This window comes from Halorussus salinisoli (genome assembly GCA_005239435.1).
In the GTDB taxonomy this organism is placed as follows: domain Archaea; phylum Halobacteriota; class Halobacteria; order Halobacteriales; family Haladaptataceae; genus Halorussus; species Halorussus salinisoli.
The window spans coordinates 135,128-160,975 of record SZNP01000005.1; the positions used below are offsets into that span (position 1 = coordinate 135,128).

General features: G+C 64.8%; 25 protein-coding genes. 11 read left to right on the plus strand and 14 right to left on the minus strand.

Annotated elements, in window-relative coordinates:
* Positions 1-130: 130 nt before the first annotated feature.
* Both E2484_RS15410 and E2484_RS15415 read right to left on the minus strand, forming a co-directional pair.
* Entirely contained in the window at positions 131-1,057 is a 927-nt protein-coding gene (locus tag E2484_RS15410; RefSeq protein ID WP_170977377.1) for a glycosyltransferase family 4 protein, read from the minus strand.
* A complete protein-coding gene (locus E2484_RS15415; protein ID WP_137286074.1) occupies positions 1,054-2,211 on the minus strand; it encodes a DUF354 domain-containing protein in 1,158 nt (385 codons plus the stop codon). Before E2484_RS15415 ends, E2484_RS15410 begins: the two co-directional genes overlap by 4 nt.
* Before the next feature lie 251 nt (positions 2,212-2,462).
* Here E2484_RS15415 and E2484_RS15420 point away from each other — a divergent pair, with 251 nt between their 5' ends.
* The 4 genes from E2484_RS15420 (at position 2,463) to E2484_RS15435 (ending at position 5,890) form a co-directional block, all read left to right on the plus strand.
* Positions 2,463-2,756 carry a PadR family transcriptional regulator gene (locus tag E2484_RS15420; protein WP_137286075.1) on the plus strand — a complete coding sequence of 98 codons (294 nt, stop codon included), beginning with the start codon at positions 2,463-2,465 and terminating at the stop codon, positions 2,754-2,756.
* 195 nt (positions 2,757-2,951) lie between these two features.
* Positions 2,952-3,485 carry an Ntn hydrolase family protein gene (locus tag E2484_RS15425; protein WP_137286076.1) on the plus strand — a complete coding sequence of 178 codons (534 nt, stop codon included), beginning with the start codon at positions 2,952-2,954 and terminating at the stop codon, positions 3,483-3,485.
* Between the two features lie 355 nt (positions 3,486-3,840).
* Entirely contained in the window at positions 3,841-4,083 is a 243-nt protein-coding gene (locus E2484_RS15430) for an Rdx family protein (RefSeq protein ID WP_137286077.1), read from the plus strand.
* Between the two features lie 634 nt (positions 4,084-4,717).
* Positions 4,718-5,890 carry a tubulin/FtsZ family protein gene (locus E2484_RS15435; protein ID WP_137286078.1) on the plus strand — a complete coding sequence of 391 codons (1,173 nt, stop codon included), beginning with the start codon at positions 4,718-4,720 and terminating at the stop codon, positions 5,888-5,890.
* 57 nt (positions 5,891-5,947) lie between these two features.
* On the opposite strand, the gene E2484_RS15440 is transcribed toward E2484_RS15435, so the two are convergent.
* From E2484_RS15440 to E2484_RS15450, 3 genes are all read right to left on the minus strand, one after another.
* The gene (locus E2484_RS15440; RefSeq protein WP_137286079.1) at positions 5,948-7,597 is read right to left on the minus strand and encodes an ArnT family glycosyltransferase; all 1,650 of its coding nucleotides are present in this window, start codon (positions 7,595-7,597) and stop codon (positions 5,948-5,950) included.
* A gap of 421 nt (positions 7,598-8,018) precedes the next feature.
* Positions 8,019-9,284, minus strand: coding sequence for an ABC transporter permease (locus tag E2484_RS15445; RefSeq protein ID WP_137286080.1), 1,266 nt, complete (start codon positions 9,282-9,284; stop codon positions 8,019-8,021).
* Positions 9,285-9,397: 113 nt separating this feature from the next.
* Complete coding sequence (locus E2484_RS15450; protein WP_137286081.1) at positions 9,398-11,029, minus strand: potassium channel family protein; 1,632 nt, start codon at positions 11,027-11,029, stop codon at positions 9,398-9,400.
* Positions 11,030-11,161: 132 nt separating this feature from the next.
* Between E2484_RS15450 and thiC the strand changes: the two genes are divergently transcribed.
* Positions 11,162-12,595, plus strand: coding sequence for a phosphomethylpyrimidine synthase ThiC (thiC, locus tag E2484_RS15455; protein ID WP_137286082.1), 1,434 nt, complete (start codon positions 11,162-11,164; stop codon positions 12,593-12,595).
* A gap of 66 nt (positions 12,596-12,661) precedes the next feature.
* Here thiC and E2484_RS15460 read toward each other — a convergent pair whose 3' ends face one another.
* Together E2484_RS15460 and E2484_RS15465 are read right to left on the minus strand one after the other, a co-directional pair.
* Complete coding sequence (locus E2484_RS15460; RefSeq protein ID WP_321112667.1) at positions 12,662-12,970, minus strand: nucleoside triphosphate pyrophosphohydrolase; 309 nt, start codon at positions 12,968-12,970, stop codon at positions 12,662-12,664.
* 48 nt (positions 12,971-13,018) lie between these two features.
* Entirely contained in the window at positions 13,019-13,300 is a 282-nt protein-coding gene (locus tag E2484_RS15465; protein ID WP_137286084.1) for a winged helix-turn-helix transcriptional regulator, read from the minus strand.
* A gap of 167 nt (positions 13,301-13,467) precedes the next feature.
* On the opposite strand from E2484_RS15465, the gene E2484_RS15470 reads away from it, so the two are divergent.
* Positions 13,468-14,262, plus strand: coding sequence for a creatininase family protein (locus E2484_RS15470; RefSeq protein WP_137286085.1), 795 nt, complete (start codon positions 13,468-13,470; stop codon positions 14,260-14,262).
* 232 nt (positions 14,263-14,494) lie between these two features.
* Here E2484_RS15470 and E2484_RS25715 read toward each other — a convergent pair whose 3' ends face one another.
* Complete coding sequence (locus E2484_RS25715; RefSeq protein WP_321112668.1) at positions 14,495-14,623, minus strand: hypothetical protein; 129 nt, start codon at positions 14,621-14,623, stop codon at positions 14,495-14,497.
* Positions 14,624-14,665: 42 nt separating this feature from the next.
* On the opposite strand from E2484_RS25715, the gene E2484_RS15475 reads away from it, so the two are divergent.
* The 4 genes from E2484_RS15475 (at position 14,666) to E2484_RS26320 (ending at position 17,692) form a co-directional block, all read left to right on the plus strand.
* A complete protein-coding gene (locus E2484_RS15475) occupies positions 14,666-15,100 on the plus strand; it encodes a DUF308 domain-containing protein (RefSeq protein WP_137286086.1) in 435 nt (144 codons plus the stop codon).
* Between the two features lie 63 nt (positions 15,101-15,163).
* Positions 15,164-15,946 carry an SDR family NAD(P)-dependent oxidoreductase gene (locus tag E2484_RS15480; protein ID WP_137286358.1) on the plus strand — a complete coding sequence of 261 codons (783 nt, stop codon included), beginning with the start codon at positions 15,164-15,166 and terminating at the stop codon, positions 15,944-15,946.
* A 94-nt stretch (positions 15,947-16,040) separates the two neighbouring features.
* Positions 16,041-17,384 (plus strand): cytochrome P450, encoded by a 1,344-nt coding sequence (locus E2484_RS15485; protein ID WP_137286087.1) that lies wholly within the window; start codon positions 16,041-16,043, stop codon positions 17,382-17,384.
* Positions 17,385-17,557: 173 nt separating this feature from the next.
* Complete coding sequence (locus E2484_RS26320; RefSeq protein ID WP_449272304.1) at positions 17,558-17,692, plus strand: DUF7503 family protein; 135 nt, start codon at positions 17,558-17,560, stop codon at positions 17,690-17,692.
* Here the strand turns inward: E2484_RS26320 and E2484_RS15490 are convergent.
* The 3 genes from E2484_RS15490 to E2484_RS15500 form a co-directional block, all read right to left on the minus strand.
* Positions 17,689-19,851 carry a CHAT domain-containing protein gene (locus tag E2484_RS15490; RefSeq protein ID WP_137286088.1) on the minus strand — a complete coding sequence of 721 codons (2,163 nt, stop codon included), beginning with the start codon at positions 19,849-19,851 and terminating at the stop codon, positions 17,689-17,691. The genes E2484_RS26320 and E2484_RS15490 overlap by 4 nt on opposite strands.
* 70 nt (positions 19,852-19,921) lie before the next feature.
* A complete protein-coding gene (locus E2484_RS15495) occupies positions 19,922-20,665 on the minus strand; it encodes a DUF7504 family protein (RefSeq protein ID WP_137286089.1) in 744 nt (247 codons plus the stop codon).
* An 80-nt stretch (positions 20,666-20,745) separates the two neighbouring features.
* On the minus strand, positions 20,746-21,408 hold the full coding sequence (locus E2484_RS15500) for an O-methyltransferase (RefSeq protein WP_137286090.1): 663 nt from the start codon (positions 21,406-21,408) through the stop codon (positions 20,746-20,748).
* 313 nt (positions 21,409-21,721) lie between these two features.
* Here E2484_RS15500 and radA point away from each other — a divergent pair, with 313 nt between their 5' ends.
* Positions 21,722-22,735 (plus strand): DNA repair and recombination protein RadA, encoded by a 1,014-nt coding sequence (radA, locus tag E2484_RS15505; RefSeq protein ID WP_137286091.1) that lies wholly within the window; start codon positions 21,722-21,724, stop codon positions 22,733-22,735.
* A gap of 163 nt (positions 22,736-22,898) precedes the next feature.
* On the opposite strand, the gene E2484_RS15510 is transcribed toward radA, so the two are convergent.
* The 3 genes from E2484_RS15510 to E2484_RS15520 form a co-directional block, all read right to left on the minus strand.
* Positions 22,899-24,149 (minus strand): Zn-dependent hydrolase, encoded by a 1,251-nt coding sequence (locus E2484_RS15510; RefSeq protein WP_137286092.1) that lies wholly within the window; start codon positions 24,147-24,149, stop codon positions 22,899-22,901.
* 113 nt (positions 24,150-24,262) lie between these two features.
* Positions 24,263-24,694 carry a universal stress protein gene (locus tag E2484_RS15515; RefSeq protein WP_137286093.1) on the minus strand — a complete coding sequence of 144 codons (432 nt, stop codon included), beginning with the start codon at positions 24,692-24,694 and terminating at the stop codon, positions 24,263-24,265.
* A gap of 69 nt (positions 24,695-24,763) precedes the next feature.
* Positions 24,764-25,846, minus strand: a complete 1,083-nt coding sequence (locus E2484_RS15520; protein WP_137286094.1) for a hemolysin family protein — start codon at positions 25,844-25,846, stop codon at positions 24,764-24,766.
* Positions 25,847-25,848 lie beyond the last annotated feature (2 nt).

A 25,848-nucleotide genomic window follows, 5' to 3' on the forward strand; every position in this document is an offset into this window, starting at 1 on the left:
TTGGGAGATCCCCGCGGACGGCACGAGGAAGATGACTAGAAGTTGACTTTCACTGTTCTTTCCTTTCCAATAAATATATACGTATTTCTAAGGGAAACGTAAAGAATAGGTGTGGGCGTCTCTGTAGACGTCAGACGACCGACTCGTAGACGCCCTCGATGCGCTCGGCCATCCGTTCGAGGCTGATGTCCCGAACCGCCTCCCTGCCGTCCGAGCGTCGCGGGTCGTCGAGGACGTCTACCAGTCCCTCCACTAGTTCGTCGTCCGAGTCCGAGACGTGGGAGGCCGACACCCCGTCGAGTCGGTCCGACACGTCGCCCACGTCGGTCGAGACGACCGGGAGGTTACAGCTCATCGCCTCCTTGACCGAATTGGGCGACCCCTCGTGTTCGGAGGTCAGCAAGAGCGCGTCGGCGGCGTTCATGTACGTCGCAACCTCGGCGTGAGCGACGCCGTAGACGACCTGTAGCTCTACGTCGGCGTCGACTCGTTCGCTCGCGCGCTCGACCACGCGACGTGCGCGCGAGTGGTTCTTCACCTCCTGCGAGGGCGGATACGGGAACAGAACGTGGCGCGCGTCCGGGTCCCACCCGACTTCCGTGCGGGCCTCCTCTGTCGGACGAGGGGCGAACCGGTCCATGTCGATGCCGTGCGGGATGACGTGGCAGGGTTGGCCGAGTTCGCGGGCCATCTCGTCGGACATCACGATGACCGCGTCGCAGTAGCGAGCGCACTGCTTGGAGAGCCACCCGTACTCGCCCATCAGGTCGGTCCCCCACAGCGAGAGGACGACGGGAAGTCGGACCTGCGCGAGCGCGGCCGGAGCGGTCAGTCCGTAGTTGGCGTGGACCACGTCGTAACCGTCGAGCGACTCGCTGACGACCTGCGGAACGAACCGGAGGTAGTCGCCCGCCGACCGCTCGGTCACGTCCTCGCGGGCCACGTGGTCGCCGGGCGGTTTCATCGTCGCGCAGTCCACTCCGCGGCGCTCCAGCACCTCGGTCTGTTGCTCGAAGAACCGGGCGTCCTCGTTCGAGACCAGATTGAGGACGTTCACCGTTTCCCTCCGTCGCTCCGGACCGTCTCTGGGTCGAGCGCGCGAGGGGCCGAACGGTCGTCCTGGCGCGGCGAGACGCCGTTAACTCGGTCGATACCGGCGACGGAAACGTCGCCCGTCGCGGCGACGTTCTCGGCCACCTCGACGACTACTCCGGTGAGATTCACCTTGTCGGCGAGGTAGTCGTCGCGCAGGCTTCGCCAGCGCTCGTCGGCGTCGTCGTCCGCGAGGATGTCGGTCGCGGCGTCCAGAACCGCGTCGAACTCGCGGAGGTTGTAGATCAGCCCCTCGCGTTCGAGTTCGACGAAGTTGCCCATGTCGTCGTCGCCGACGAAGGAGTTCGAACGAATCGCCGGAGTGCCGAGCAGCGCGGCCTCCGTGACCATGGTCTGTGTGTCGGCGACCAGCAGGGAGGCTTCGGCCAGCGCGTCGTGGAGCAGGGCCGGATGGAGGTCGAACGCTCGGGCGGGCGTCCTGTCGAGGTCCATGTCGCCGCCCTCGTCGGAGACGAAGACGGCAGCGTCCTCGGCGAGCGCTTCGACCAGTTCCCGGCGCTTCTCCGACGTGAACCCGGCCTTGCCCACGTCGTGGTGCGAGCCGAACGCGTTGAGTCGCACGAGGGCGAAGTCCTCGTCGGGGCCGACGCCCAACTCGTCTCGCACGTCGGTCTGGGGTTCGAACTCCTCGGGGTGGAGGTAGGCCAGTTCCTTGAAGCCGCGGAACTCGTAGTGCTTCTCGCCGAGGTCCTTCTCGAAGGTGTGTGGCGTCAGCACCGCGTCGGCGAGCGGAACCGAAATCGCGTGGTCTAAGTCGGTGTTTCCGGAGTCGTCCACGAGGACGACCGGGACGCGGGCGACCGTTCCCGCGAGCGCGGCGTAGGCCCCGCGCCCGAAGACGCAATCGGGGTCGTACTCGCGGGTCCGCCAGACGATTCTGGCGGCGTGTTTCGGCAGTTCGCGGGCCAGCGAGAACTTCTCGGTCTCGCATCGTCCGTAGAGTTCGTATGGGAGATCGTAGTAGTCGAGGAGTGTCTCGGTGCAACCGTAGTCCCGTGCGAGAACGAGCGTCTCGTGGCCTCGGTCTCGCAGTTCCGCGACTGCGCGCCTGTACTGGTGGACCTGCGCCGGCGTGTTGGTGAAGAACAGATACTTCATGGTGTATCGTCCGGCGGAGCCTGCGCGCGACTCCGGCGGTCAGTACCGCGAGATTCCCCTCCAACGGCCATTGTTATACGGGGCCTGAAGTGGCGTCGTCGGCCGTGGCGCGCAAAGAGGTTAGACGGATGAACAGTCTCGCAGAGACTTCGATACGCGCTACCACGAGCTAAGCCCCGCTTCCGGTTGGAAACTGAATTTAACGGCCACCAAGCTTATAATTATAGGGAAACTATCGTCTTTCGTAACTCATGCACGACCTGACTGGTTTCCAGCGGGACTTGCTGTACGTCATCGCGGGTAAGGACGAACCGCATGGCCTCGCAATCAAGGAAGAGCTCGAAACCTACTACGAGAAGGAGATTCATCACGGCCGACTCTACCCGAATCTCGACACGCTCGTGGACAAAGGACTGGTAGACAAGGGCCAGCGCGACCGCCGGACCAACTACTACGCCCTCACCGACCGAGGGAGCCGCGAAATCGAGGCGCGCCGCGAGTGGGAGGCGGGCCACCTCGGAGAGAAGTCCTCCATCACCGCGTAGTCCCGCAACTCCTTTTCACTGCCCTTCGTCCACAGGTCCGATCGCCGAGGGCCCTCGTGCGAGTCGAATAGCCGACCCGTCCGTAGCCTCGGTTCTCGCTCGGTGCAACGTCCAGCGAGCGGAGCAGGTTCCAAAGTCCTCTACCGTCGCTGGTCGGCAACAACGCACTTCCTGCCGGACGTCATCCACTCGAACATGGCAACCATTGTCGGAATCGAGGTGGACGGCGGGGCCGTACTCGCGGGGGACCGACGACTCACGGCGGGCGGAACCGTGTCGAGCGAACGCAAGCGCCACGTCTTCGACCTCGGCGAAGTCGGCGCGGCCGCAGTCGGTGCCGCGGGCGACATCGACGAGTTCCACCGCAGACTCGAATCCGAGGTCCGGTCCCACGAGACCGACCACGGCGACCCGATGAGCCTCGACCGACTCGCCAGCGTCGCCAGCGACCTCGCGGCCGAGCAGGGCGTCGAAGCCATCGTCGCAGGTCGGGACGACGACGCGCCGCGCGTCCGGGGCATCGGAAGCGACGGCGGCGTCGTCACCGACGAGACGGTGGCGTTCGGGTCAGGCGGACAGTTGGCCCTCGGCGTCCTCGAAGGCCGAGACGAGGACATCGGTCTGGACGACGCCGAGCGACTGGCCCGCGAGGCGGTCGAGACCGCGGCCGACCGCGACACCGACACGGGCGAGGAGTTCGACACGTATCGGCTGGCCTCCAGCGCCTAACGCGAGTTGGTCGGCCCGGCAGATTTACGGCTTTACAATTATACAATATTACTATGGGATTCTATACTTGTCTCTAATATAGGTATAGTTTGCTCCCGGTCGTCCGACTCCGTTCCGCTCGATTGATTCGACCACCCGGCGCGTGCGGGCGCGGTCGCACTGCGACCGCGCCCATCCGCGTGAGGTCGTCGGCAGCGGAGAGAGCGCAGACTCGCCGGAGCGAGATTCCGCCGGTGCTGTACAGGTGCGGTCACGATTGGCTTACGGAGTACCTATCTCTTCGGGGCCTCCCGACTATCCGCCTCCCCGGACCTCCCCCGTTTTAAGTCAGTCCGGAGCCTATCTCCGAACGACCATGACGGAAGTCGAAATCGAGTACTGCGTCCCCTGCGGGATGCTCGACCGGGCACAGGACGTACAGCACGCGCTCCTCAGCGAGTACGGCGAGCGACTCGATTCGGTGGCGCTGGTGACGGGCGATAGTGGCGTGTTCGAGGTTCGCGCCGACGGTGAACTGGTCTTCGACAAGGAAGACGACGAGTACGACGTGGACGCTATCGTCGATTCCGTGGGCGAAAATGTGTCGGCGTCGGCGTAATCGAGACACCCGCCCCGGCCGACCCGACGCCGAGTTTCCTCGGCGCTATCCAGTCTCGTTCTCGGTCGCTGGAACGTGAACGAGGTCGCCATCGTGTACGACGTGTCTTCGAGCGCCTGCTGGTCGGCGTTGGTCAGCGCCAGCGGGTCGGTCACGCCGCTGGCGTTCACTCCCGGCGGGAAGTCGGCATGGGTAGCCCCCGCTTGTGCTGATACCTGTGCGTCGGTGTCGACGATTCGCGTCCCGCCACCGACCCATCCGACGACGAACAGGACGGCCAGAAGGAGTCGTTTCATCGTCCTTCCCCGCCGCCCCGATAGTGACGGATAATTAACTGCTGGTCGCGGTCTCGCTGACGCGTCCTAATTCGCACCTCTCGGTATCTGGGTACGTTTCTCGCGGCGATGCGGTCGCCGGAATCGCAGATAGAGCGCGACCTCGGTTACGCCGGTCCTGTACGAGATAGTTGTTCCCCGAGATACAAAACCGTACTGAGGATTTATCAGGGTCCCCGTGGTCTACCCCGGCGGGGGTTACGGATGTTTCATAGCCAACACGTGGAGTGTATCGAAGCTACAGGTGCCGACGACGAAGGCGACAGGCACCGATTGAACACCGCGACGGAGGGGTCGGCATGAAGTTGGCGATGATCGGATTCGGGCAGGCCGGCGGGAAGATCGTGGACAAGTTCATCGAGTACGACCAGCGGACCGGCGGCGAGGCGGTCCGGTCGGCGGTCGCGGTCAACACCGCGAAGGCCGACCTCGTCGGTCTCGACTACGTGCCCGAGGAGAATCAGGTCCTCATCGGCCAGTCGCGGGTGAAGGGCCACGGCGTCGGTGCGGACAACGAACTCGGCGCGGAGATCGCCGAGGAGGACATCGACGAGGTGCAGGGCGCAGTAGACAACGTGCCCATCCACGACATCGACGCCTTCCTCATCGTCGCCGGAATGGGCGGGGGAACCGGGTCGGGCGGCGCGCCCGTCCTCGCCAAGTACCTCAAGCGCATCTACACCGAACCCGTCTACGGACTCGGCGTCCTGCCGGGCAGGGACGAGGGCGGCATCTACACCCTGAACGCCGCCCGGTCGTTCCAGACGTTCGTCCGCGAGGTGGACAACTTGCTGGTGTTCGACAACGACGCGTGGCGCGAGGCGGGCGAGAGCGTCGGATCGGGCTACGACCGCATCAACGAGGAGATCGTCCGGCGGTTCGGCATCCTCTTCGGCGCGGGCGAAGTCTCGCGCGGCGAGGAGGTAGGCGAGAGCGTCGTGGACTCCAGCGAGATCATCAACACGCTCGACACCGGCGGCGTCTCGACCGTCGGCTACGCGGCCGAGGAGGTAGACAACCCCTCTGGCGGCCTGCTCTCGCGGTTCAAGAGCGACGGCACCGAGGAGGTGGACTCGACCCACGCGACCAACCGAATCACGAGTCTCGTCCGGAAGGCGGCGCTCGGGCGACTCACCCTGCCCTGCGAAATCGACAGCGCCGAACGCTCCCTACTCGTCGCTAGCGGGCCGCCGGAGTATCTGAATCGGAAGGGCGTCGAGAAGGGCCGCAAGTGGTTGGAGAACCAGACCGGTTCGATGGAGGTCCGCGGCGGCGACTACCCGGTCGGCGACACCGACCAGGTCGCTGGCGTCGTCCTGCTGTCGGGCGTCTCGGAGGTGCCGCGGGTCGAAGAGCTACAGGAGGTCGCCGTCGAGACCCAGGACAACATCGACGCCATCGAGCAGGAGAGCAACCAGAACACGACCGACCTCATCGAGGACGACGACGGCGAGTTGGACCCGCTGTTCTGAGCTTTTTCCACGGCTCTTCGTCGTATATCGTAGCTCTTCGTAGCGTTTCGTTACTCGTCAGTTCCCGCCGGAGTTCTGGCCTGCGTTTCCGCCGGAGTCCGATCCGCTCCCTTCGCCCTGCCCGCCGTCCATCACCTCGAAGACGATGACGCCGTCGTTCTCGAAGACGGTACGGTACTTCGGCGAGAGGTGCATCGACATCGCCAGTTGACTCGTCCGCTTGTACTCCATCCCGCGGACGGTGAACTTCCCTTTCGGCAGGTAGACGTAGTCGGGATTCACGCCCGCCTTCGAGAGGGTGTGGGTCATGCAGTGGGCGGAGTTACACGACGAGATGTCCCGGAAGAGGTTCAACTGGCGGTTGTACGGTTCGTGGCCCTTCCACTCGACGCCCCACGGGCCGACGAGCATCGTCCGGTGGGTCTGCTGTGGGAACCACTCGGCGGCGTCGCCCTGCACGACGAACGTGGCGCTCGGCTTGGTGTTCTTCTCGGCCCACTCCATCGCCTGCACGTCGTCGTGGGTGACGAACTGCGGGAGCGACGGACTCCCGGCGTGGGCGTTCACGTCGCTGGTCGCGTACATCGCGCCGCTACCGAGTCCGACGGTCGCTATCAGCACCAGCGCGGCGGTGACGACCTCTCTGCGACCGACGCCGAACGGCGACTCGCGCTTCAACCACGTCCCGACGGCCTCCAACAGGAACACCGCGGTGATGAACGACCCGACCAGTACCGAGAACCGGGGCTTCCCGATGACGACGGTCACCGCGACGAACCAGACCGGCAGGAAGTACCGGCGCTCTTTCAGGAGATAGCCGATTCCGACGAGTGGCAAGAGCGACCAGGCCGTTCCGACGAAGAGGCTCTCGGCTTCCATGTTGAGGATTTCCGACACCGACGGGATGCCGCCGCCGAGACCACCGTGGGTGCCCGCGGCCGCGGTGAACACGTCCACGCCGTGTATGGCCATCACCTGCGTCCACCACGGTGCGGCCAGCAAAATGCCGCCGAATCCGACGACTGCACCGCGGGTGAGTCCCCAGAGCGTGCGGTCGAACTGGACGAACAGCAGGAAGTACGACAGCGCGAAGAAGACGGTGTAGACGGGATGGGTCAGGACGGTCAAGGTGAACAGCGCGAGCGACGGGACGACCCACCGCTGGTCGCGGTCCCGGTAGAGTCGGAGGCCCGCGTAGATGCCCGACAGCGCGAAGAGGAACGCGGGTGCCCGGACGATGCCGCCGGCCGAGACGTGCCACTGGATAACCGGCGGACTCACTGCGACGATTAGGCTGACCATCGCGGCCTGTGGCCGCGAGTCGAGGAGGTCGCGAGCCAGCAGATAGACCGGCACGAGGTAGGCGATAGTCACGATGCCCGGCAGATACCGCGAGATAGCGATGGGGTCTACGCCCGTCACGTCCCGAATCACCGCGACCACGTAGAACATCAGCGGCGGGTACGAGAAGGGGACGCCGCCTTCCGTGTAGTACGGAATCGTCTTCGGGAGGGCGTAGCCCATCTCGGAGATGCGCTCGGCGATGAGGAGGTAGAGGCCCGCCCCGAACGAGGGGTAGGGGTGCGAGCGCAGATAGAAGTAGAAGAGTAGTACTGAAGCGAGGAGTGCAGGCGCGAGCCAGAGACACTCCCGTTTGTAACCCTGCTCACGTACCGTCGTCTTCTGTGCGAGGTTCTGTTCCGTCATAGAGATTCCCTGCGCTCGAAGAGAGCGCGCTCGGTCTCATCCGTCGTTGGTGTCGGGGCCTCTTTGTTATCCAGTGGCTATTCGGCGCGTCGTCGTCCACCACGTTTTCTCCGGCGTCGTTACCTCCCAGAACCCGTCGTTCAAGGCCGGATTTCGACGCAAAACGATTCGAAACGAATTAAAGGACTTTCGGCCGTGAGAGGTGGATTCGCTCGGCGTGACGCGGCCGTAGTCGCGCTCGGACGACCCGGATTACGGCTACGATGTGACCCGAAATCGATTTAGAGACAGGTTTTCGATTGCTTACGACCACAATTCAATTCTTTAGGGGTTCTATATGTGTCTTTAGGCATGAGAACGACCCTCTATCTTTTCCGTCGTTCGGCGCGACCGAATCCCCTCCGACGCGCCGAGCGCCGACTCACTCGTACCGGAGCGCGTCGATGGGGTCGGTGTGGGCGGCGTCCCACGCCGGGTAGAGTCCCGCGAGGACGCCGACGACGACGCCGACGAGAACCGACGCCACGAACCAGATCGGCTGGAACGCCAGCGGGAGTCCGATGGCCTGCGCTCCGGCGTACCCGCCGGCGATGCCGACGACCGCGCCGAGCGCCGACCCGAGGACGCCGAGCATGACGGCTTCCACGAGGAACAACTGAAGCACGTCGCGGTTCTGCGCGCCGACGGCCTTCATGATGCCGATTTCACGAGTTCGCTCGGTCACGCTCACAAGCATGATGTTGGCGATGCCGATGGACCCGACGATGAGCGAGATGACCGCGATACCCGTGATGTACGCGGTGAACGTGCTGGTCAACTGCTTGACCTGACCGATAATCTGGCCCTGCGTCGTGACCTTGAACTGGTAGGACTGGGACTTCAGTCGGCGGGCGTCGGACTCCTCGCCGAGGTAGTTGTACACTCGGCCCTGCACCGCATCGACCTGTCCCGGGTTCTGGGCTTTGACGAGTATCCGCCCGTAGACCAACTGGCGGGCCCGGAGGTTCGGACTCACCACCGTCCGCTCGTAGTAGGGGTCGTTAGGCGCGAAGATCTGGGGTTGTGCGCCGTCCTGACCGAACCCGAGAACGTCGCCGCCACCACTCTGCTCGACGATGCCGACGACCGTCGCGTTCAGCGTCTCGCCGTTGGCCGCTCGCGTGAACGTGATGTTCTCGCCGACGGTGACGTTGTCGCCGAACATCTTGGTCGCGGGCCGGTTCAGCACCACCTCCCGTTGGCCCAGTCGGTACGGACGCCCGTCGACGAACGAGATGTTCCGCACCTGGAAGTAGCTGGGCGACGAGACCGTTATCCACTGTCTGCCCAACGTCGAGTTGTTGTGCGTCACCGACGAGGCCGCGATGCCACTTTCGGGTGCGGCGAGTTGGACGCCTTCCAGTTTTCGTATCTGCTCTACGTCGTGTTGGGTGAAGACGACCGACCCACCACCGCCGCCGAGCGACGGCACCCTGCTGTCGCCCGGCGACTGAGAAGTCACGTACATCGTGGCGGCGTTCCCGCCCGCGACGGTGCTGATGATGTCCTGCTGGAGACTCGCTCCCAGCGTGACGAAGGTGATGACCGCCGCGACGCCGATGATGACTCCGAGCGTGGTGAGCGTCGAACGAAGCTTGTGTTCCCGAATGTTGCGCCAACTGATTCGTGCTCCTTCGATGACGTTCATCGTGTTTCTCGGTCCCCCGTGGGTCCTCCCTTCGACCGATTACGACGCCAAGCGACAAAAACCCCCGAACCTAAACGCTGCGTTAAACGCGGGATAGCTCCGGCTAAGCCGGTTCAGTTCGCCAGCGTCGTAAATCGGTTGACACCTTCGTCGGTCCCGGCGACGATTACGTCGTCGCCGTGCTGGAATCGGAACTCCGGGCCGACCTCCGTAACGACTTCTCCGTCGCGCTCGACCGCCACGACCGTACACCCGGTCCGGGCGCGAACGTCGGCCTCGGCGAGGCTCTGGCCGGCTAACTCCGAGGCGGTCGTCCGGACGATTTCGACCTGCTTGTCCATCGAGATGACCTCCTCGCGCTCCAGAATCGTGGATGCGAGCATCCGGCCGGAGACGGTGGCGAGCGCCAGCACGTAGTCCGCGCCCGCCCTGTAGAGTTTCTGGATGTTCTCGGTCTCCTCGGCGCGGGCCAGCACCTCGACGTCCGGATTGAGGTCTCGCGCGACCAGCGTCCCGAATCCAGTGAGGGTGTCGTCGGCGACGGTGAACACCACGGTCCGGGCCTGTTCGATGCCCGCCTCCTCCAACGTCTCGGGGTCGGTCGTGTCGCCCACCACGTCCACGCCGGGTTTGTCCTCGATGTCGACCACCGTGTAGGTGATGTTCGCCGACGCGAGCGCGTCGGTGATGGTCGAACCGACTTCGCCGTGACCGACTACGATTACCGTGCCCCGGCGAGGTCTGTGGGTCTGTGTACTGGTGAGTTCCTTGAGGCGTTCGAGTTGGGCCTGTCGGCCAGAGACGAGTAGAACCATGCCGGTGTCGAGTTCGAGATCGAGCGACGGTGGGGTCTCGAACTCGCCGCGAATCCACGCGCCGATGACGTTCGCCCCAGACCGCTCGCGGATACCGCTCTCGGCGAGGGTGTGGCCAGCGATTTCGCTCCCGCGGTGTATCGGAAGTTCCGCGATTTCGAAGTCCGCGCCGATTTCGACCGCGTCGCCGAGTTCCGTCGAGACGGCGGTCGTCACCTTGTCGGCCAGACTCTCGCCGACGAGTCGGCGCGGCGAGAGCACCTCGTCGACCCCCGCGAGTTCGTGGTACGTCTCCTGGTCGGGTTCCTCTACGACGCTGACGATGCGCACGTCTTCGGCGGCCTCGCGGGCCGTCAGGACGATGCTCACGTCCACCTCATCGCTGGCGTCGGCGACCAGCGCCTTCGCGGCGTCGAGGTTCGCGGCCTCCAGCGTCTCGACCGACTCGGGGTCGCCGTGAATCAGCGAGTGACCCGACTCGTAGAGGTCCATCGCTCGCTCGCGGTCGGGTTCCACGACGACGTACTCCACGCCCCACGACTCCAGTTCCGAGATGAGCGCCTCGGCCCGCGGCGAGTACGTGCAGATGACTACGTGGTCTTCGAGGTCCTCGACGTCGGTCGGAAGGGTGGTCGAGAAGACGTCCTCGAGGAGCGGTACCACGAACACCGGCAGGGCCATGAAGATGAGGATGACCCCCGTGAGGTCCATGATCATCACCAGTAGGTTCATCTCGGGGGTCTCCCACGGCGCGTCCGACCCGTACCCCGTCGTCGTGAACGTCTCTATCACGACCTGTAGCGACTGGTAGAACGGCTGAGTGTGATTTTCGTAGACGGCCATCCCGTAGTCGTAGACCATCGCGTAGCCGAGGAAGACGACCACGAGCGTAGAGAGGTAGTAGAGCGTGCGGCGCTTCCACTTGTCCATCGGGTGGTGGTTTTCGGGTGACGATATAATGCGTTTGGGTTCCGCATCTGTCGCCTACTCGTCGGACCGAGGCGGTCGTACCGACTTCCTCGACCACCGGATTTATTAATCGGTGGTACAACCTAGTAATCCGTGACGCAGCTACAGCGCGCCCGAGAGGGTACGGTCACCGACTCGATGGAGAGAGTCGCCGAGCGAGAGCAGGTATCCGCCGAATTCGTCCGCGAGCAGGTCGCAGACGGTCAGGCCGTGATTCCCGCGAACGTCGAACACGACCGCCTCGACCCAATGATTATCGGCCGGGAGTTCGCCACGAAGGTCAACGCCAACATCGGCAACAGCGAGACCGAAAGCGGCGTCGAGGAGGAGTTGGAGAAGCTACACACCGCGGTCCACTACGGCGCGGACACCGTGATGGACCTCAGTACCGGCGGCGACCTGGACCGGATTCGAGAGGCCAACGTCGACCACTCGCCGGTTCCGCTCGGTACGGTACCCATCTACGAGGCCGTCAAGCAGGTCGAGAGCGTCGAGGAGTTCACTCACGAACTCCTGCTAGACGTAATCGAGAAGCAGGCCGCCCAGGGCGTCGATTACCAGACGATTCACGCCGGGGTGCTGATGGAACACCTCCCGCTGACCGACGGCCGCAAGACGGGCATCGTCTCTCGCGGCGGGTCCATCCTCGCGCAGTGGATGGAGGAGAACGGAATGCAGAACCCCCTCTACGCCAAGTTCGAGGAGATCTGCGAGATTTTCGCGGAGTACGACGTAACCTTCAGCCTCGGCGACGGTCTCCGGCCGGGGTGTCTCGCCGACGCGGGCGACGACGCTCAGTTCGCCGAGTTGGACACCCTCGGCGAACTGACCCGAATCGCGTGGGACCACGGCGTGCAGGTCATGGTCGAGGGGCCGGGCCACGTCCCGATGGACCGAATCGCGGGGCAGGTCGAGCGCCAACAGGAGGTCTGCGACGGCGCGCCGTTCTACGTCCTCGGACCGCTCGTGACCGACGTGGCACCGGGCTACGACCACATCACGAGCGCCATCGGCGCGACCGAGGCCGCCCGCGCCGGGGCCGCGATGCTCTGCTACGTCACGCCGAAGGAACACCTCGGTCTCCCCGACGCCGAGGACGTGCGCGAGGGGTTAGCGGCCTACCGCATCGCGGCCCACGCCGCCGACGTGGCGAACGACCGCGAGGGTGCCCGCGACTGGGACGACGCCCTCTCCGAGGCCCGGTACGACTTCGACTGGACGCGCCAGTTCGACCTCGCACTCGACCCCGAGCGCGCCCGGTCGTACCACGACCAGACGCTCCCCGGCGACAACTACAAGGAAGCGCGTTTCTGCTCGATGTGCGGCGTCGAGTTCTGTTCGATGCGCATCGACCAGGACGCACGCGAGGCCGACGGCGAGATGACCGAAATCGAGGAGGAAACCGACGTGGAAGTGTCGGCCGCGGCGGAGGTGAATCGGCCGCCGGTCGGCACCCACGAGGTCGAGGGCGAACCGTCGCTCGCCGACGTGGACCTCGAACGCGACTACCCGTCGGCGGACGACTGACGGAACCGGAATTCGTATCGTTTCTTCAGGTAATAATTTTGTTCCTTCGACGATTGTATAGATGCGTCACTCTACTCGTTCCAAGACCACTCCGTCGTCGAACCGTCCGCGCTCGTCGGCTTTCTCCTCGCGGAGGCGCTTCAGTTCGGCCCGCTCTACGTCCTCGGCGTCCCGAATCGCCGCGAGGACTTCCAGCACGTCGGCGAGTTCTTCGGGGTCGCCGCTCTCGCGGAACTCGTCGGCCTCCTCGCAGAGCTTTTCCCGGAGGCGCTCGCGGTACTCAGCTCCGTCGGCGACGTGGGTTACGGGCGTCTCGTCGTTCTCGCGGACGATATCGGGAATCCGGTCACGGACGAGTTTGTCGAACTCGGTCACGACCGAGAAGACAGACGGGCCGAAAGAAGTGGTTTCGATTCGGTGTCGTCAGACCGCTTCGGCGCTTCCGGGGCCGCGCTCGCCCGTCTGCAGACACTCCTGCACCGAGTCGGTCAGCGCGTACAACTGCTTGCGGGCGTCGGGGATGTAGACGCGTTCTTCGATGACCTCCTGTTCTTTGAGTCGCTTGACGGAACTCCGGACGGTACGCGGCGAGAGTCTGGTTCGGTCGCTGATCTGTTGCTGGGTGAGCGCCTCGTCGTTGTATTCGAGTACCTTCACGACTAGCTTCGCGCTCGGCGGGGCGTCGTCGTCGAGGCAGTCAGACATCGTGTTCCAAGCGTGGACCGCGACCGAATTATACGTTTGCTAACCCTGGCGAAACGTGGTTACTTCTGGGTAACCACATCTCCAGGTCCCCACGACGGTCGCACTACCGACCGCTCTCGACTCGAACGTGGGGAAGAATTTTACCCGCTCGCTCCCGGCCTACTGGTATGTACCTCGCCGACCAGACGTGGCCGGAACTGAGCGATTACGTGGCCGAGGAGTCGCTGGCAGTCGTGCCGCTGGGTTCGACCGAACAGCACGGGCCGCACCTCCCGCTCTCGACCGATCACCGAATCGCGGAGGGTCTCGCCCGCGAGGCGGCCGACTGGACCGGGTTCCTCTGCGTGCCGACCGTGAACGTCGGCGTCAGCCCCCACCACAAGCAGTTTCACGGCACGATGTGGGCCGACCCGCCGGAGTTCCGCGATTACGTCGAGAGTTTCTCCCGAAACCTCTCGTACCACGGCATCGACCGCATCGTCTTCGTCAACGCCCACGGCGGGAACCAGACCCACCTCCGGGAGGTCGGACGCCGCCTCCGCGAGGACGAGGTGGCCTACGCCGTCGAGTGGATGTGGGACGAGTCCGTCCCGGACCTCGTGAACGACCTCTTCGAGGTCAACGGCCCGCACGGAGGTCCCAAGGAGACGGCGATGATGATGCACCTCGACCCCGAGAACGTGCGCACGGACAAACTGGAGGACGCGCGCGACGGTGGCCTCGTAGACTGGCCGGGCGACGAGGGGTACATCTACGGCGCGCGCAACTTCTACGACGCCATCGACAACACCGAAAACGGCGTCCTCGGCGACCAGACCGACGCCACGCCGGAGAAAGGTGCAGAGCTGTTCGACGCCGCGAGCGAGCAGTTGGCGAACCTGCTGACGTGGCTGGACGACCAGCGATTCGAAGACCTGATGGCGAAACCCCACGTCGAGCCACGACCAGGAAGTCGGCGGTAGAAACGCGCTCCCACCAGCACTCGCTCGACGTCACATAGATCTCCGGCGCGTGCTGGCGCGACCCGAACCGCGGGTCGCGCCACGGCGCGCGAGGGACGAGTGAGCGGAGCGAACGAGGAGGTTGGGGAGGCGTGAGGCCCGCGGTTGCGGTGCGGTGCTGTGCGGGGCCGTCCGGGGGCATGCGGTGCTGTGCGGTTGCGGTACTCCTTGGCTCGAGGAGTAGCTACCTTCGCTACTTTTCACCGCCCTCCACCTCCAACTCGTACTCCACTTCCACCTTCACCTCCGACCACACGACCACGAAAACGAAGACCTCCAACCCCGACTCCAACTTACCCCGGATACTCCCCGAGGGTTTCACGCGGCCACAGACCCTAACCGCGTGAGAACCCTTCTTTCCAACATGCCGAACGACCCCTACACCGACGACGAGTACGACGACACGTACAAGAAGGTCCACGGGGACGAACCCGCGCGCGACCAGTACGCGGGCGACGAGGCGACAGACGACACCTTCTTCCCCTCCGGCGTCGGCGGGACGCTCTCGCCGACTGGGTGGGGAATCTGGCCGTCGAACAGCAGCGTGGATGCCGACTACGACGGGACCGAAGGCAGGTCCGACGCGACCGAAGGCGAGTACGACCGGACCGCCGGGACCGGGCCGGCGACGACCGAATCGGACGACGAGGGCGGGACGTGGTTAGACGAGGGGCTCATCGGGGCCTTGCTTCTCGTCGGCGTCGTCCTGTTTTTCTTCCCCGAGCCAACGACCTCCGCTATCGGCATCGCCATGGTCGCGATGGGTGTGGTGGCGTGGATTGCTGACTGGGCGATGTAGGCCGCCGACTGGCTCTCCGGAGCCAGTGCGATTACGGTGAGTCGGCCCGACGATGAGGTCGAGATGGCAACGCTGAATCCCGACTTCTCCGACTCGACGGTAATCGTCACGGGCGCGAGCGCGGGCATCGGTCGCGCCGTCGCGCTCGCGTTCGGGGACGCGGGCGCGACAGTCCTCGCCGCCGACGTGCGGGAGGATCCGAAAGCCGAGACCGAGTCGGCTCCGACCCACGAGAAAATCCGCGACGCGGGCGCCGAGGCCGAGTACGTCGAGACCGACGTGGCCGACCCCGACCAGATTCGGACCCTGATAGAGGCGGCCCGCGAATTCGGCGGCGTGGACGTGATGGTGAACAACGCCGGAATCTACACCAAGCGGAGGTTCCGCGAGGTGACGCCCGAGGAGTTCGAAGAAGTACACGCGGTCAACGCTCGCGGGACCTTCTTCGGGACTCAAATCGCCGCCAACGACATGATAGACCGCGGAGAACCGGGCGTCGTCGTCAACACCTCCTCGGACACGCAGGGCCGGGCGGCGTGGGACCACAGCCACTACGCCGCGACCAAGGGCGCGATTCGGATGATAACCCGGAGCGCGGCCCTCGAACTCGCCCGGGAAGACGTGCGGGTCAACGCCGTCGCGCCCGGTCCGGTCGCCACCGAAATCCGCGAAGGCTGGTCGGAGGAGGCCGAGGAGATGGAACCCGAGAGCGACACCCCCGGTCTCCCCTTGCGGGCCGCCGACCCCGAGGAACTCGCCGGAGCGTACCTCTTTCTGGCGAGTGATGCGGCCTCCTACGTGACCGGCGAGACGGTCTGGGTCGACGGCGGCGGCCACGTCTGCTGACCGTCCGGGTACGGTCGTCGTCCCGGAGGACTGCCAGCGGTCCGGCGAGTCCGATGGCGCGTAAGTTTAATCCGATTGCAAGCTAACGTGTCGCATGGCCGACCGACAGCCACGCGGCCCGACCGGTATCCCGGTGTTCGGCAGTTCGCTCGATTTCGCGGCTGACCCGCTGGGATTCATGGAGGAGTGCGCGCGGGAGTACGGCGACTTCGCACGCATCGACACGCTGAACCGCGAGGTGTACCTGCTGACCGACCCCGAGGGAATCGAGTACGTCCTGACCGAGAACTACGGGAACTACCGGAAACCGGACCTCGACGGCGAGGGACTGGACGGGCTACTGGGCGACGGTCTCCTGACCAGCGAGGGCGACCTGTGGAGGAGCCAGCGAAAGCGCATCCAACCCGCGTTCTTCCGCGAGCAGTTAGACCGCTACGCAGAGACGATGGTCGGGGACGCCCGCGAACTCGCCGAGACGTGGAGCGTCGGCGACCGTATCGAGGGGGACTCGGCGATGTCGCAACTCACACTCCGTATCATCGTGGAGACCGTTCTCGGTGCGGAACTCGGCGGCATGGAGCGCGAAATCTCCGAGGCGCTGATCGACGTGAGCGGGCGATTCCGATCCGACGACGTGCGGAGTTTGGTCCCCGCGGACGTGCCGACGCCGCGAAACGTGAAGTATCGACGCGGCGAACGCCGCCTCGAACGCGTCGTTCGGGACATCGTTCGGCAGCACGAGCGCGGCGAGAGAACGGAAGACGGTGGCGACATGCTCAGTCTGCTCCTTCGGGCGAGAGACGCAGGCGCGGTCGAAATCGACGACGAACAGATTCGCGACGAGGTACTGACGATGCTTCTCGCTGGCCACGACACGACGGCGCTCACGCTGACCTACTCGTGGTACCTGCTCTCGGAGAACCAGGAGGCACGGCGGAGGTTCCACGCCGAACTCGACGCGGTCGTCGGCGATTCGGATCCGACGGTCGAAGACGTCCAACGACTCGACTACACCGAACGGGTCGTGAAGGAGGCGATGCGACTCTATCCGCCCGCCTACACTATCTATCGAGAAGCGAACGCGGACGACAGCGTGACGGGATTCCACCTCCCGGAGGGAGCCATCGTCTCGATGCCCCAATGGGTCGTCCACCGCGATCCGCGCTGGTGGGACGACCCCGACGGGTTCCGGCCCGAGCGATGGAGCGACGAGGCGCGCGACGACGCCTCGCGCCCGGACTACGCTTACTATCCCTTCGGCGGCGGGCCGCGACGGTGTATCGGCGAGGAGTTCGCCACGCGCGAGGCCAAGTTCGTACTTGCGACCATCGGTCGCCGGTTCGAGTTGGAGTACGCGGGCCGCGACGAACCGGAACTTATTCCCATGGTGACGTTACACCCGGAACCACCCGTGGAGTTCGACGTGAAAGCGCGGTAGAAGGGTCAGGGACGGCAGATAGGGCCGAAAACCTGAAAAGCTTTCTGTAGAATAATTATAAAACGCCGCGCGTAGGATGGAGGAATTATCTTTTCCTGTCCTTTTTATTATAATTTTCTTGTTTATAACATTTAGTAAATTAGATAATAACAGCAGAAATATATAGGGTTGGTATGGCACATCAATCCGACTTCCGGAACTGGCTTGCGGAGAATCCAAAAATGATGGGCGCGCTATGGGCACTAATTGTAATCCTCGCAGAAACGGGAAAGGTAGCTGCTGACAACGGCACTGTCATTGGCCCTTAGACCTCCTTTAACCAGACGTCGCTCCAAACTAGTTCCTCGTTTACTATTAGTGGTCTCGTCCGGCCTTCTAGGAGTTCGTGCAGTACGTTGTGAGCCACTTCGGTGTGGCCGCACGCCCCGACGCCAAAGAACATGCCCTCAATGCCGGGTAAGTACGATTCGATGACTGATCCGGCACCGTGTCTTTGGTTGGGGTACGCATAAAATTCGGCTACTAATTTACCATCCGTTTCGGTCTCGTCGGGGAAAACGTGATACATGATCGGCATTCCAGTCTCGGTTTGCGTTATCGTTACTCCCGGGTCCCCTGCCACCAGATAATCCCGACCGATCGACGTGTACTTCCGGACTATCTCCATCGAATATCCTACGCTGAATCCGTGGTGAAGGAGCTTTGCGAGGGTTTCGCCGACTTCCACTGCCCCACCGTTCCCTACGTCGCCCAGACTCACTACTGCCGCGTTCGCCCCTGCCTCGACGAGCGCGATGCCTTGGTCGTGCGACCGACAACCATTCAACAGCACTGTCGTCGCACCGGTCTCTTCGACTGTCTCCGCGTCCAGGATCCCGTCCCGGCACTCGAATCCGAGTCCGTCGATGTGGCCGATGAAGTGGAATACATGGTTGTCTTCGGCCAGAAGGTCTCTGAGTTCGCCTGTCGAAACGTCGAACCGACAGTCTACGTCAACGTACACGTCGTCTCGACTGCCGTATACCTCCGAGACGGCGTCCCACTCTGCTCGCATCTCGTCGTCGTTGCAGACCACCGTGATTTCGATGACTCCCTCCTCGTGTTCGGGCGTCTCGTTCCGGAACGCCTCGACGAGTAGCTTCGAACCACTCTCGGGCGTCTTGTCGCCGACGTAGGCCTGCTCCAGCGCGTCCACCTCCGGAAGCGGGACGTACTCGCCGACGCCGGGCACGCCACGCCCGTTCGTAGAATCGTCGTCCGGGGGCGAGCGCGGCGCACGAGTGTCGGCCGACCGCACGAAGTCGTCGCCGCGGGCGGGTTCGGCGCGGCGCACGAACGACCCGAGGGCGTCCTCGGTCACGCGTTGGCTTTCTGTCGGGTTCCACGCTTCGCCGACGGGTGACTCTATGCGGACCAATGGGAGGTCGTCGACGACGTACGGGAGAAGTTCGACCGCCGACGCGTCCGGTTCGACGTGTGTGGCGCGGTGCCACGTCGGTGTGATGGAGTCGACAGCTTCGTCGGGCACCGAGAGGTACGTCGCCAATCGCTCGGCGAGCGGCGTCTCGTATAGGGCCTCGAAGTCGAGGTCCACCTGCGGTTCGAGGACCTCGCGCTCGTGAAGTTCGACCGGGAAGTACCCCTCGGTCCGGGTCACGCAGTCGAGAAGGAGGACTCGCTTCAGGAGGTCTCCGGCGGTCTCCGCGATTTCCGCGGCGTCGTCGCCGAGGTGCCGGGCGACTCCGGTCCCGGTGTCGGTAGTCAGACGGGCAATCTCGCTCGGCACCAGATTCGCGCCCAGGTAGTACGCGAGCGGGGCGACACCGTAGATGGGGCCGTACTCGGGTGGGACCTCGATGGAGATACCGGTGTCGGGCGCCTCGAGACCATCGGGAATCGACAGTTCGTCGCTGCGCTCGACGCGCGGCGGGTGCCCGCGCAGGGTCGGCCAAGCGTGTTCGGGCGAGGTGGTCTTGAGCGCCGAGGAGAACGCCGATACCGCCTCCATCACGGCCTCCGGGTCGTCGGGTACGGTGATGGTCCCCGCCGGAGAACTGTGATACGACCGGGCACCGACGCGGACCGTCGTCGCTTCGCCGAAATCGATGGTCACGTCGTCGGCGTCGGCCGCTATCTCCAGGGAACTCCCGACTCGGAGGTAGAGTTTCATCGGCGCGTGAAAGTCCAGCAGGTACTCGTCGGGCGGGAACTCCCGGCGGGTCGGTGGACTGATCGAGGCGTGATGGCTCCCGTCTGGCGAGCGAACGTCCACCGGAATCGTGTACGGGAGCGCGAGTTCGTCGGTCCGAATCTCGCAGGCGGTGTCCACCGGAAACGGGAACCCGTCCGTCGTCGCCGGCATCGGGGCTATCGGCGTCGTCGTCCGGAGCGTGAACCGCCGGGACTCGATGGGGTCGAGTATCTCGATTCCGGCGGTGGTGGTCAGCGAGTCGAACTCGGGGTGCATACTGTGGGTCGGGATACGTCGTAGTCAGCCGAGGAACTCCAGCGGTTAAAAGCCCGGGGTCAGTTCCGTTTCAGAGCCGAACCCAGTCGGTGGTCAGGTCCCGGGTCGGGACGTGCCACCGCTGTTGGGCGTCGTGGGCGTCGTGGGCGTCCGGATTGACCGACCGGATCTCGATTACGGCGTCTACGTCGCCGACCAGTGCCTGCACGCGCTCGCTGTCGTAGTCGTCTTTCAGGAGATAGTGGGCCATCGCGCCGTGGTCACGGACGTAGCCCCCGACCATCCGGAGACATCGCTGCACCACGTCTTCGCCGTGGTGGTCGAACAGGCTGCCGAGCGAGTCGATGCCGAGGCGTAACTCCGCGGGTCGGAGACCGTCGGCGCGGCGGTCGAACTCCTCGATGCCCTCCACGAGCGCGGTCTGTAATCCGTCGAGTTGCGGGTCGGCGACTCGGGTTTCCGGTATCCTGACGAGGTCCGTCGGGTCGGCTGGTGTCGTCGCCGACGTGACCGACCGCGGTGTGACGGCGTGATTGACCAGTTTCGTCGTCTCGGCCAGCGGGCGTGGAACCTCGTCCGGGTCGGGGAGTCGCTCTGCGATACTCCGCGAACTCGCGTCAGTCACGGCAAGTAGGCGGTAGCGAAGGGCTTCTGGGTCCCCGAGGAGGTTCTCGCTCGCGCGCACGAACAGTTCCGGACGCGCGTCTCCGACGACCAGCAGATTACAGCCAGTGGCCTTGAGTTCGTTCAGCAGACTCAGAAAGTCGATGAACTCGTCGTCGTAACCGTGCGCGTCGGAACTGTCTGTTCCCATCGCTCGTACTGGGCTACTCTATGGCACGCCGAGTTATAAAATTTCCTCATTCTGCGACTGGAACTTGGTTTCGAGTCGAGCTACGTTCGGAAACTCACCGCGATTCCCTCGCCGAGCGGAATCGCCACCGTCTCGAACGCCGGGTCGTCGCGGACCGCCAACAGGTAGTCGGCGATACCCCGGCTCTGGTCGTCCACGTCGTGGGGGTCGCCGCCTTCGAGTATCTCCAGAATCGTCTCGAAGTCCTGAATCCCGCTCTCCATTGCGTTGTCGGCGACGACGACGCCGCCCTCGGCCACCTTCTCGCGCACTGCGTCGAAGGCGTCGGGGTAGCCGTCCTTGTGGCAATCGACCAGCACCACGTCGAAGGGACCGTCGTGGCGCTCGACAGTTTCGAGCGCGTCGCCCTCCTCGAAGACGGCGCGGTCGGCGTATCCGCCTCGCTCCAGGAATTCGCGGGCGTCGTCGAGTTCGTCGGCGTCGTGTTCCGTCAGGACGATTTCGCCGTCCTCGGGGAGCGCCTCGGCGAACCAGTAGGCCGAGTAGCCGAACCCCGACCCGAACTCGAAGATCCGCTCGGCCTCGACCATCCGGGCGACGAGTCGCAGGAAGCCGCCGACCTCCGGACCGACCGTCGGGAAGCCGATCTCCTCCCCGTGGGCTTCCATCTCCCGCAGAGTGTCGTCGCGGTCGGGTACCATCGCGCTGACGAATCGTCGGGTCTCCTCTGGCAGTAGGTCCATGGTCGAACGGTCGCGGGTCGCACAGTTAATCCTTGGCAGGCGTACCAGCAGTGGCGTACCAGCAGTCGACGAACAGGACTGCGCTCGGTGGGCCGAACCACCGGGACGCCCTCTGCGGATCCCACCACCGGCAGTCACTCGGCGCGGCGAACAGACGAAACTGGCCGTTTCGCTCCGTTTGCATACGAAACTGTCGGATACGTAGGAACTACCACCCGGGCGGCCGACGAAGCCGGACTTACGGCCGCGAGCAGTTTCACTTTCGGTCTCCTGTATACGCTACCTTATCACCTAGCGGTGCTAACCACACTCGATGGCAGCAACAGAAGAACTCGACACGCTCCCAGGAGTAGGACCAGCGACCGCGGAGAAACTCAGAGACGCGGGCTACGACTCGTTCGCCTCCATCGCGGTGGCGAGTCCCGGCGAACTCTCGAACACCGCCGACGTGGGCGAGTCGAACGCCTCCGACATCATCCGCGCGGCCCGCGACGCCGCCGACGTGGGCGGCTTCGAGACCGGTTCGGACGTCCTCGAGCGCAGGGCCGAGATAGGCAAGGCGACGTGGAACGTCCCCGCGGTGGACGAGATGCTCGGCGGCGGGGTCGAAACCCAGTCGATCACCGAAGTGTACGGCGAGTTCGGTACTGGCAAGTCCCAAATCACTCACCAACTCTCGGTCAACGCCCAACTGCCCCGCGAGTACGGCGGACTGGAGGGCGGGGTCCTCTTCGTGGACAGCGAGGACACGTTCCGCCCCGAGCGCATCGACGACATGGTTCGGGGACTCGAAGACGACGCCAAGCGAGCCGGGATGGACAGCCACGGCGTCGAAACCGAGGACGAACTAATCGAGGCGATGCTGGACCAGATTCACGTCGCCAAGGCGTTCAACTCCAACCACCAGATGCTCCTCGCGGAGAAGGCCAACGAACTCGCCAAGGAGTACGCCGACTCGGAGTGGCCGATTCGAATGGTCTGCGTGGACTCGCTGACGGCCCACTTCCGCGCCGAGTACGTCGGCCGCGGCGAACTCGCCGAGCGCCAGCAGAAACTCAACAAGCACCTCCACGACCTCGTCCGGTTGGGGAGTCTCCACAACGCCGCGGTGGTCGTGACGAATCAGGTCCAGTCGAACCCCGATTCCTACTTCGGCGACCCGACCAAGCCCATCGGCGGCAACATCCTCGGGCACGCCTCGACGTTCCGTATCTACCTCCGCCAGTCGAAGGGCGAAAAGCGGGTCGTGCGCCTCGTGGACGCGCCGAACCTCGCCGACGGCGAGGCCGTGATGCGGGTGACTGGCGACGGACTGAAACCGGAGTAGTCGCCTACGCGCGACCGGCGGTCGCGCCCGGAGGCTGACTTTCACGTCTCTCGACAATATATTGGAATCTTTTAGGAATGAATATACTGCTCTAGTATGCACCGATCGTTCTAAGACCGGCGGCGGTGTCGGACCGAAGGAGTTCGGCCGACCGCGAGTCCGACTACGCACCCGCGAGGTCGGCCAGCGCACCCGCCAGTACCCGAGTCGCGGTCGCGCAGTCGTCCCAGTCGGTCCACTCCTTCGGGTTGTGCGAGATGCCCTCGCGGGAGGGTGCGAACAGAAGTCCGGCGTCGGTCACGCCCGCGACGTGCATCGTGTCGTGGGCCGCGCCCGAGTGGAGGTCCAGCGTCTCGATTCCGGCCGCCTCGCCCGCGTCGTGAGCGGCAGCGCGCACCCGGTCGCTCATGGGCGTGGGAGCGAGGTCGAAGGGCCGCCGGAACTCGGTCTCGACGCCTCGCTCGCGTTCGAGGCGCGCGAGACTCCGGCGAGCGCGCCGGACCAGTTCCTCCATCGCGTCTCGGTCCACGTCCCGAACGTCGACCCCTGCCTCGACTTCGCCGGGGACGACGTTGGTCGCGTTCGGCCGCACGTCGAGGCTCCCGACGGTGCCGACCGCGGTGTCGCTGGCGGAGGTCACGACCTCGTTCGCGGCCCGTTCCACGTCGAGGACGAACTCGCTGGCCGCCGCGAGCGCGTCGGTCCGGTCGCCCATCGGGGTCGCTCCGGCGTGGTCGGCCTCCCCGCGAACCGTCGCCTCGCAGTGGGTGATGCCCGTGATGGCGGTGACGACGCCGACCGGAACCCCGGCGTCGGTCAGTCGCTCGCTCTGCTCGACGTGGAGTTCGAGCCACGAGTCCCACTCGCTGGCGTCGATGCGGCCCTCGCCGCGGAAACCCATCGCGTCGAGTGCGGATTCGAGGGTCGTCCCGTCGTCGGCTTCCAGCGCGAGGGCACGCTCGACCGACCGCTCGCCCACCGCGACCGACGACCCGAGCAGGCCCGAGGCGAATCGCTGGCCCTCCTCCTCGGTGAACGAGACGACTTCGACCGGGCGCTCGGGTTCGACTCCGGCGTCCTGCATCGTTCGGACGGCTTCGAGCGCCGAGTACACCCCGAGCGGGCCGTCGAAGATGCCGCCCTCCGGCACCGAGTCGAGGTGGCTCCCGGCCGCGACCGGGGCCGTCTCGGGGTCGGCGCTCTCGGGCGTCCACCGCCCCGCGACGTTCCCCACGGCGTCGATTCGCACGTCGAGTCCCGCGTCCTCCAGCCGCGCCACGAGGTACTCCCGGGCCTCGCGGTTGGCCTCGGTGCCCGTCAGGACGGTGCGACCCCGCCCCTCGTCGGTCTCTATCTCGCCGAACTCGGCGTTTGCTTCGAGGTCCTCGCGGAGTCTGTCGCGGTCTACGTTCATGCTCGGAACGTCGGAGGCCGAGCATTTGAGTGGTGGGTTGGCGGTAACGAGTCGGCGGCGCATCCGTGACTCAGAAAGGGCCGGAGTTGCGCCGGGCCGCGGCCGGGCGTTTCTCAGTCCCGCGCGACCAACACCGACGCGTCGGCCGAGCGAACCACGCGGTCGGTCGTACTTCCGAGGAGGTGTTCGGCCAGTCCCGTTCGGCCACTCGCTCCGACGACGATGAGATCGATATCGTGTTCGTCGCTGTACTGGGTAATCGCCTCGTGGGGCACGCCTTCGAGCGTGGCTCGCTCGTAGGTGACGTCCGCCTCGTCGGCCCGAGTCGCGGCGGCGTCGAGGGCGTCTTCGGCCTCCTGCTCGTAGGTCTCCGTGAGGTCGTCTGCGATGGTTCCGACGCCGGACGCGGACATCTCTTCTCCCACGTCGACCACGTACAGGAAGTGGACTCTCGCCTCCTGGTGGCTCGCAACCGCGACGGCTTGGTCTACTGCAGTCGCGCTCTCTTCGCTCCCGTCCGTCGGTACCAGAATCTCGTGGTACACTCGTTCGAATAGCTCTGCGACGACAAAGAAAGTCGTGGCGGAGGCCTGTGAACTCCGAACGCGTCGAATCTACGCGCTCCCGGTCGCCGCGAGTTGTTCCTTGTCCAGCGGGTCCTCGATGTCGCCCATGATCGACTCCAGCATGTCGGTCACGGTGACGAGTCCGACGACGTCGCCGTCCTCGACGACCAGCGCGAGTTCCTGATTCTCGGTCTGGAACTGGTCGATGGCGTCGCTCACGTCGGTATCCGGCGAGAGGGTCATCGGCGGCGCGGCCAACTCCGAGAAGTCTACCTCGCCGCCCGTCAACTTCTCGCGGTGGCGCACGAGGACCGGGACGTAGACGATACCCCGGAAGTCGGTCAGTTCCTCGCCGACCAGCGGATACCGGGTCTGGGGCCGGTCGGCCATCCGCCGGAAGTTCTCCTCGGTGTCGGCCTCGGTGGACAGCGCGACGATTTCGTCGGCGGGAATCATGACCTCCCGGACCGACCGCTCGCCGATCTGGAGCGCGTTCATCACCTCGTCGCGGCGCTCTTCGGAGATGTCGCCGCGTTCGAGGACCGAGCCGAGTCGGTTCCGGAGGTCGGCCCGCGACTCGATGGCCTCCTCCTCGGTTTCGAGCCACGCGCCGGTCATCTCGATGCCGAACAGTTTGAGCGTCGCCTTCGCCACCCAGTCGCCGAGGGTGATGAGCGGCGAGATGACGTAGTTGAACCAGTAGAGTGGGGTCGCTCCGTACCGACAGACCATCCGGGAGCGTTCGACGCCGAGGTACGTCGGGGTCTGCTCGCCGTGAGTCAGATGCACGAGGTTGATGATGAGGAACGCGATAATCGCGCCGGACCCGACCGACGCCAGCACCGTGTTCGCGAACAGCGGTTCGAAGATAGCGGCCAGCGCGGGTTCGGCGACGATACCGACGGCGATGCTGGACGCCGTAATTCCGACCTGGCAGGTGGTGAGGTAGATTTCCAGGTTCTGAGTCATCTCCCACGCGCGTTCCAGCGTCGGACTGCCGTCGCCGACGAACTCGTCCTCGGTGAACTGACGAGCGCGCGTCAACGCGAATTCGATGGCGACGAAGAACCCGTTCGCCAGTATCAGCAAGACGCCGGCGACGAGACGGCCCGTGATTTCGAGCGAATTCATTG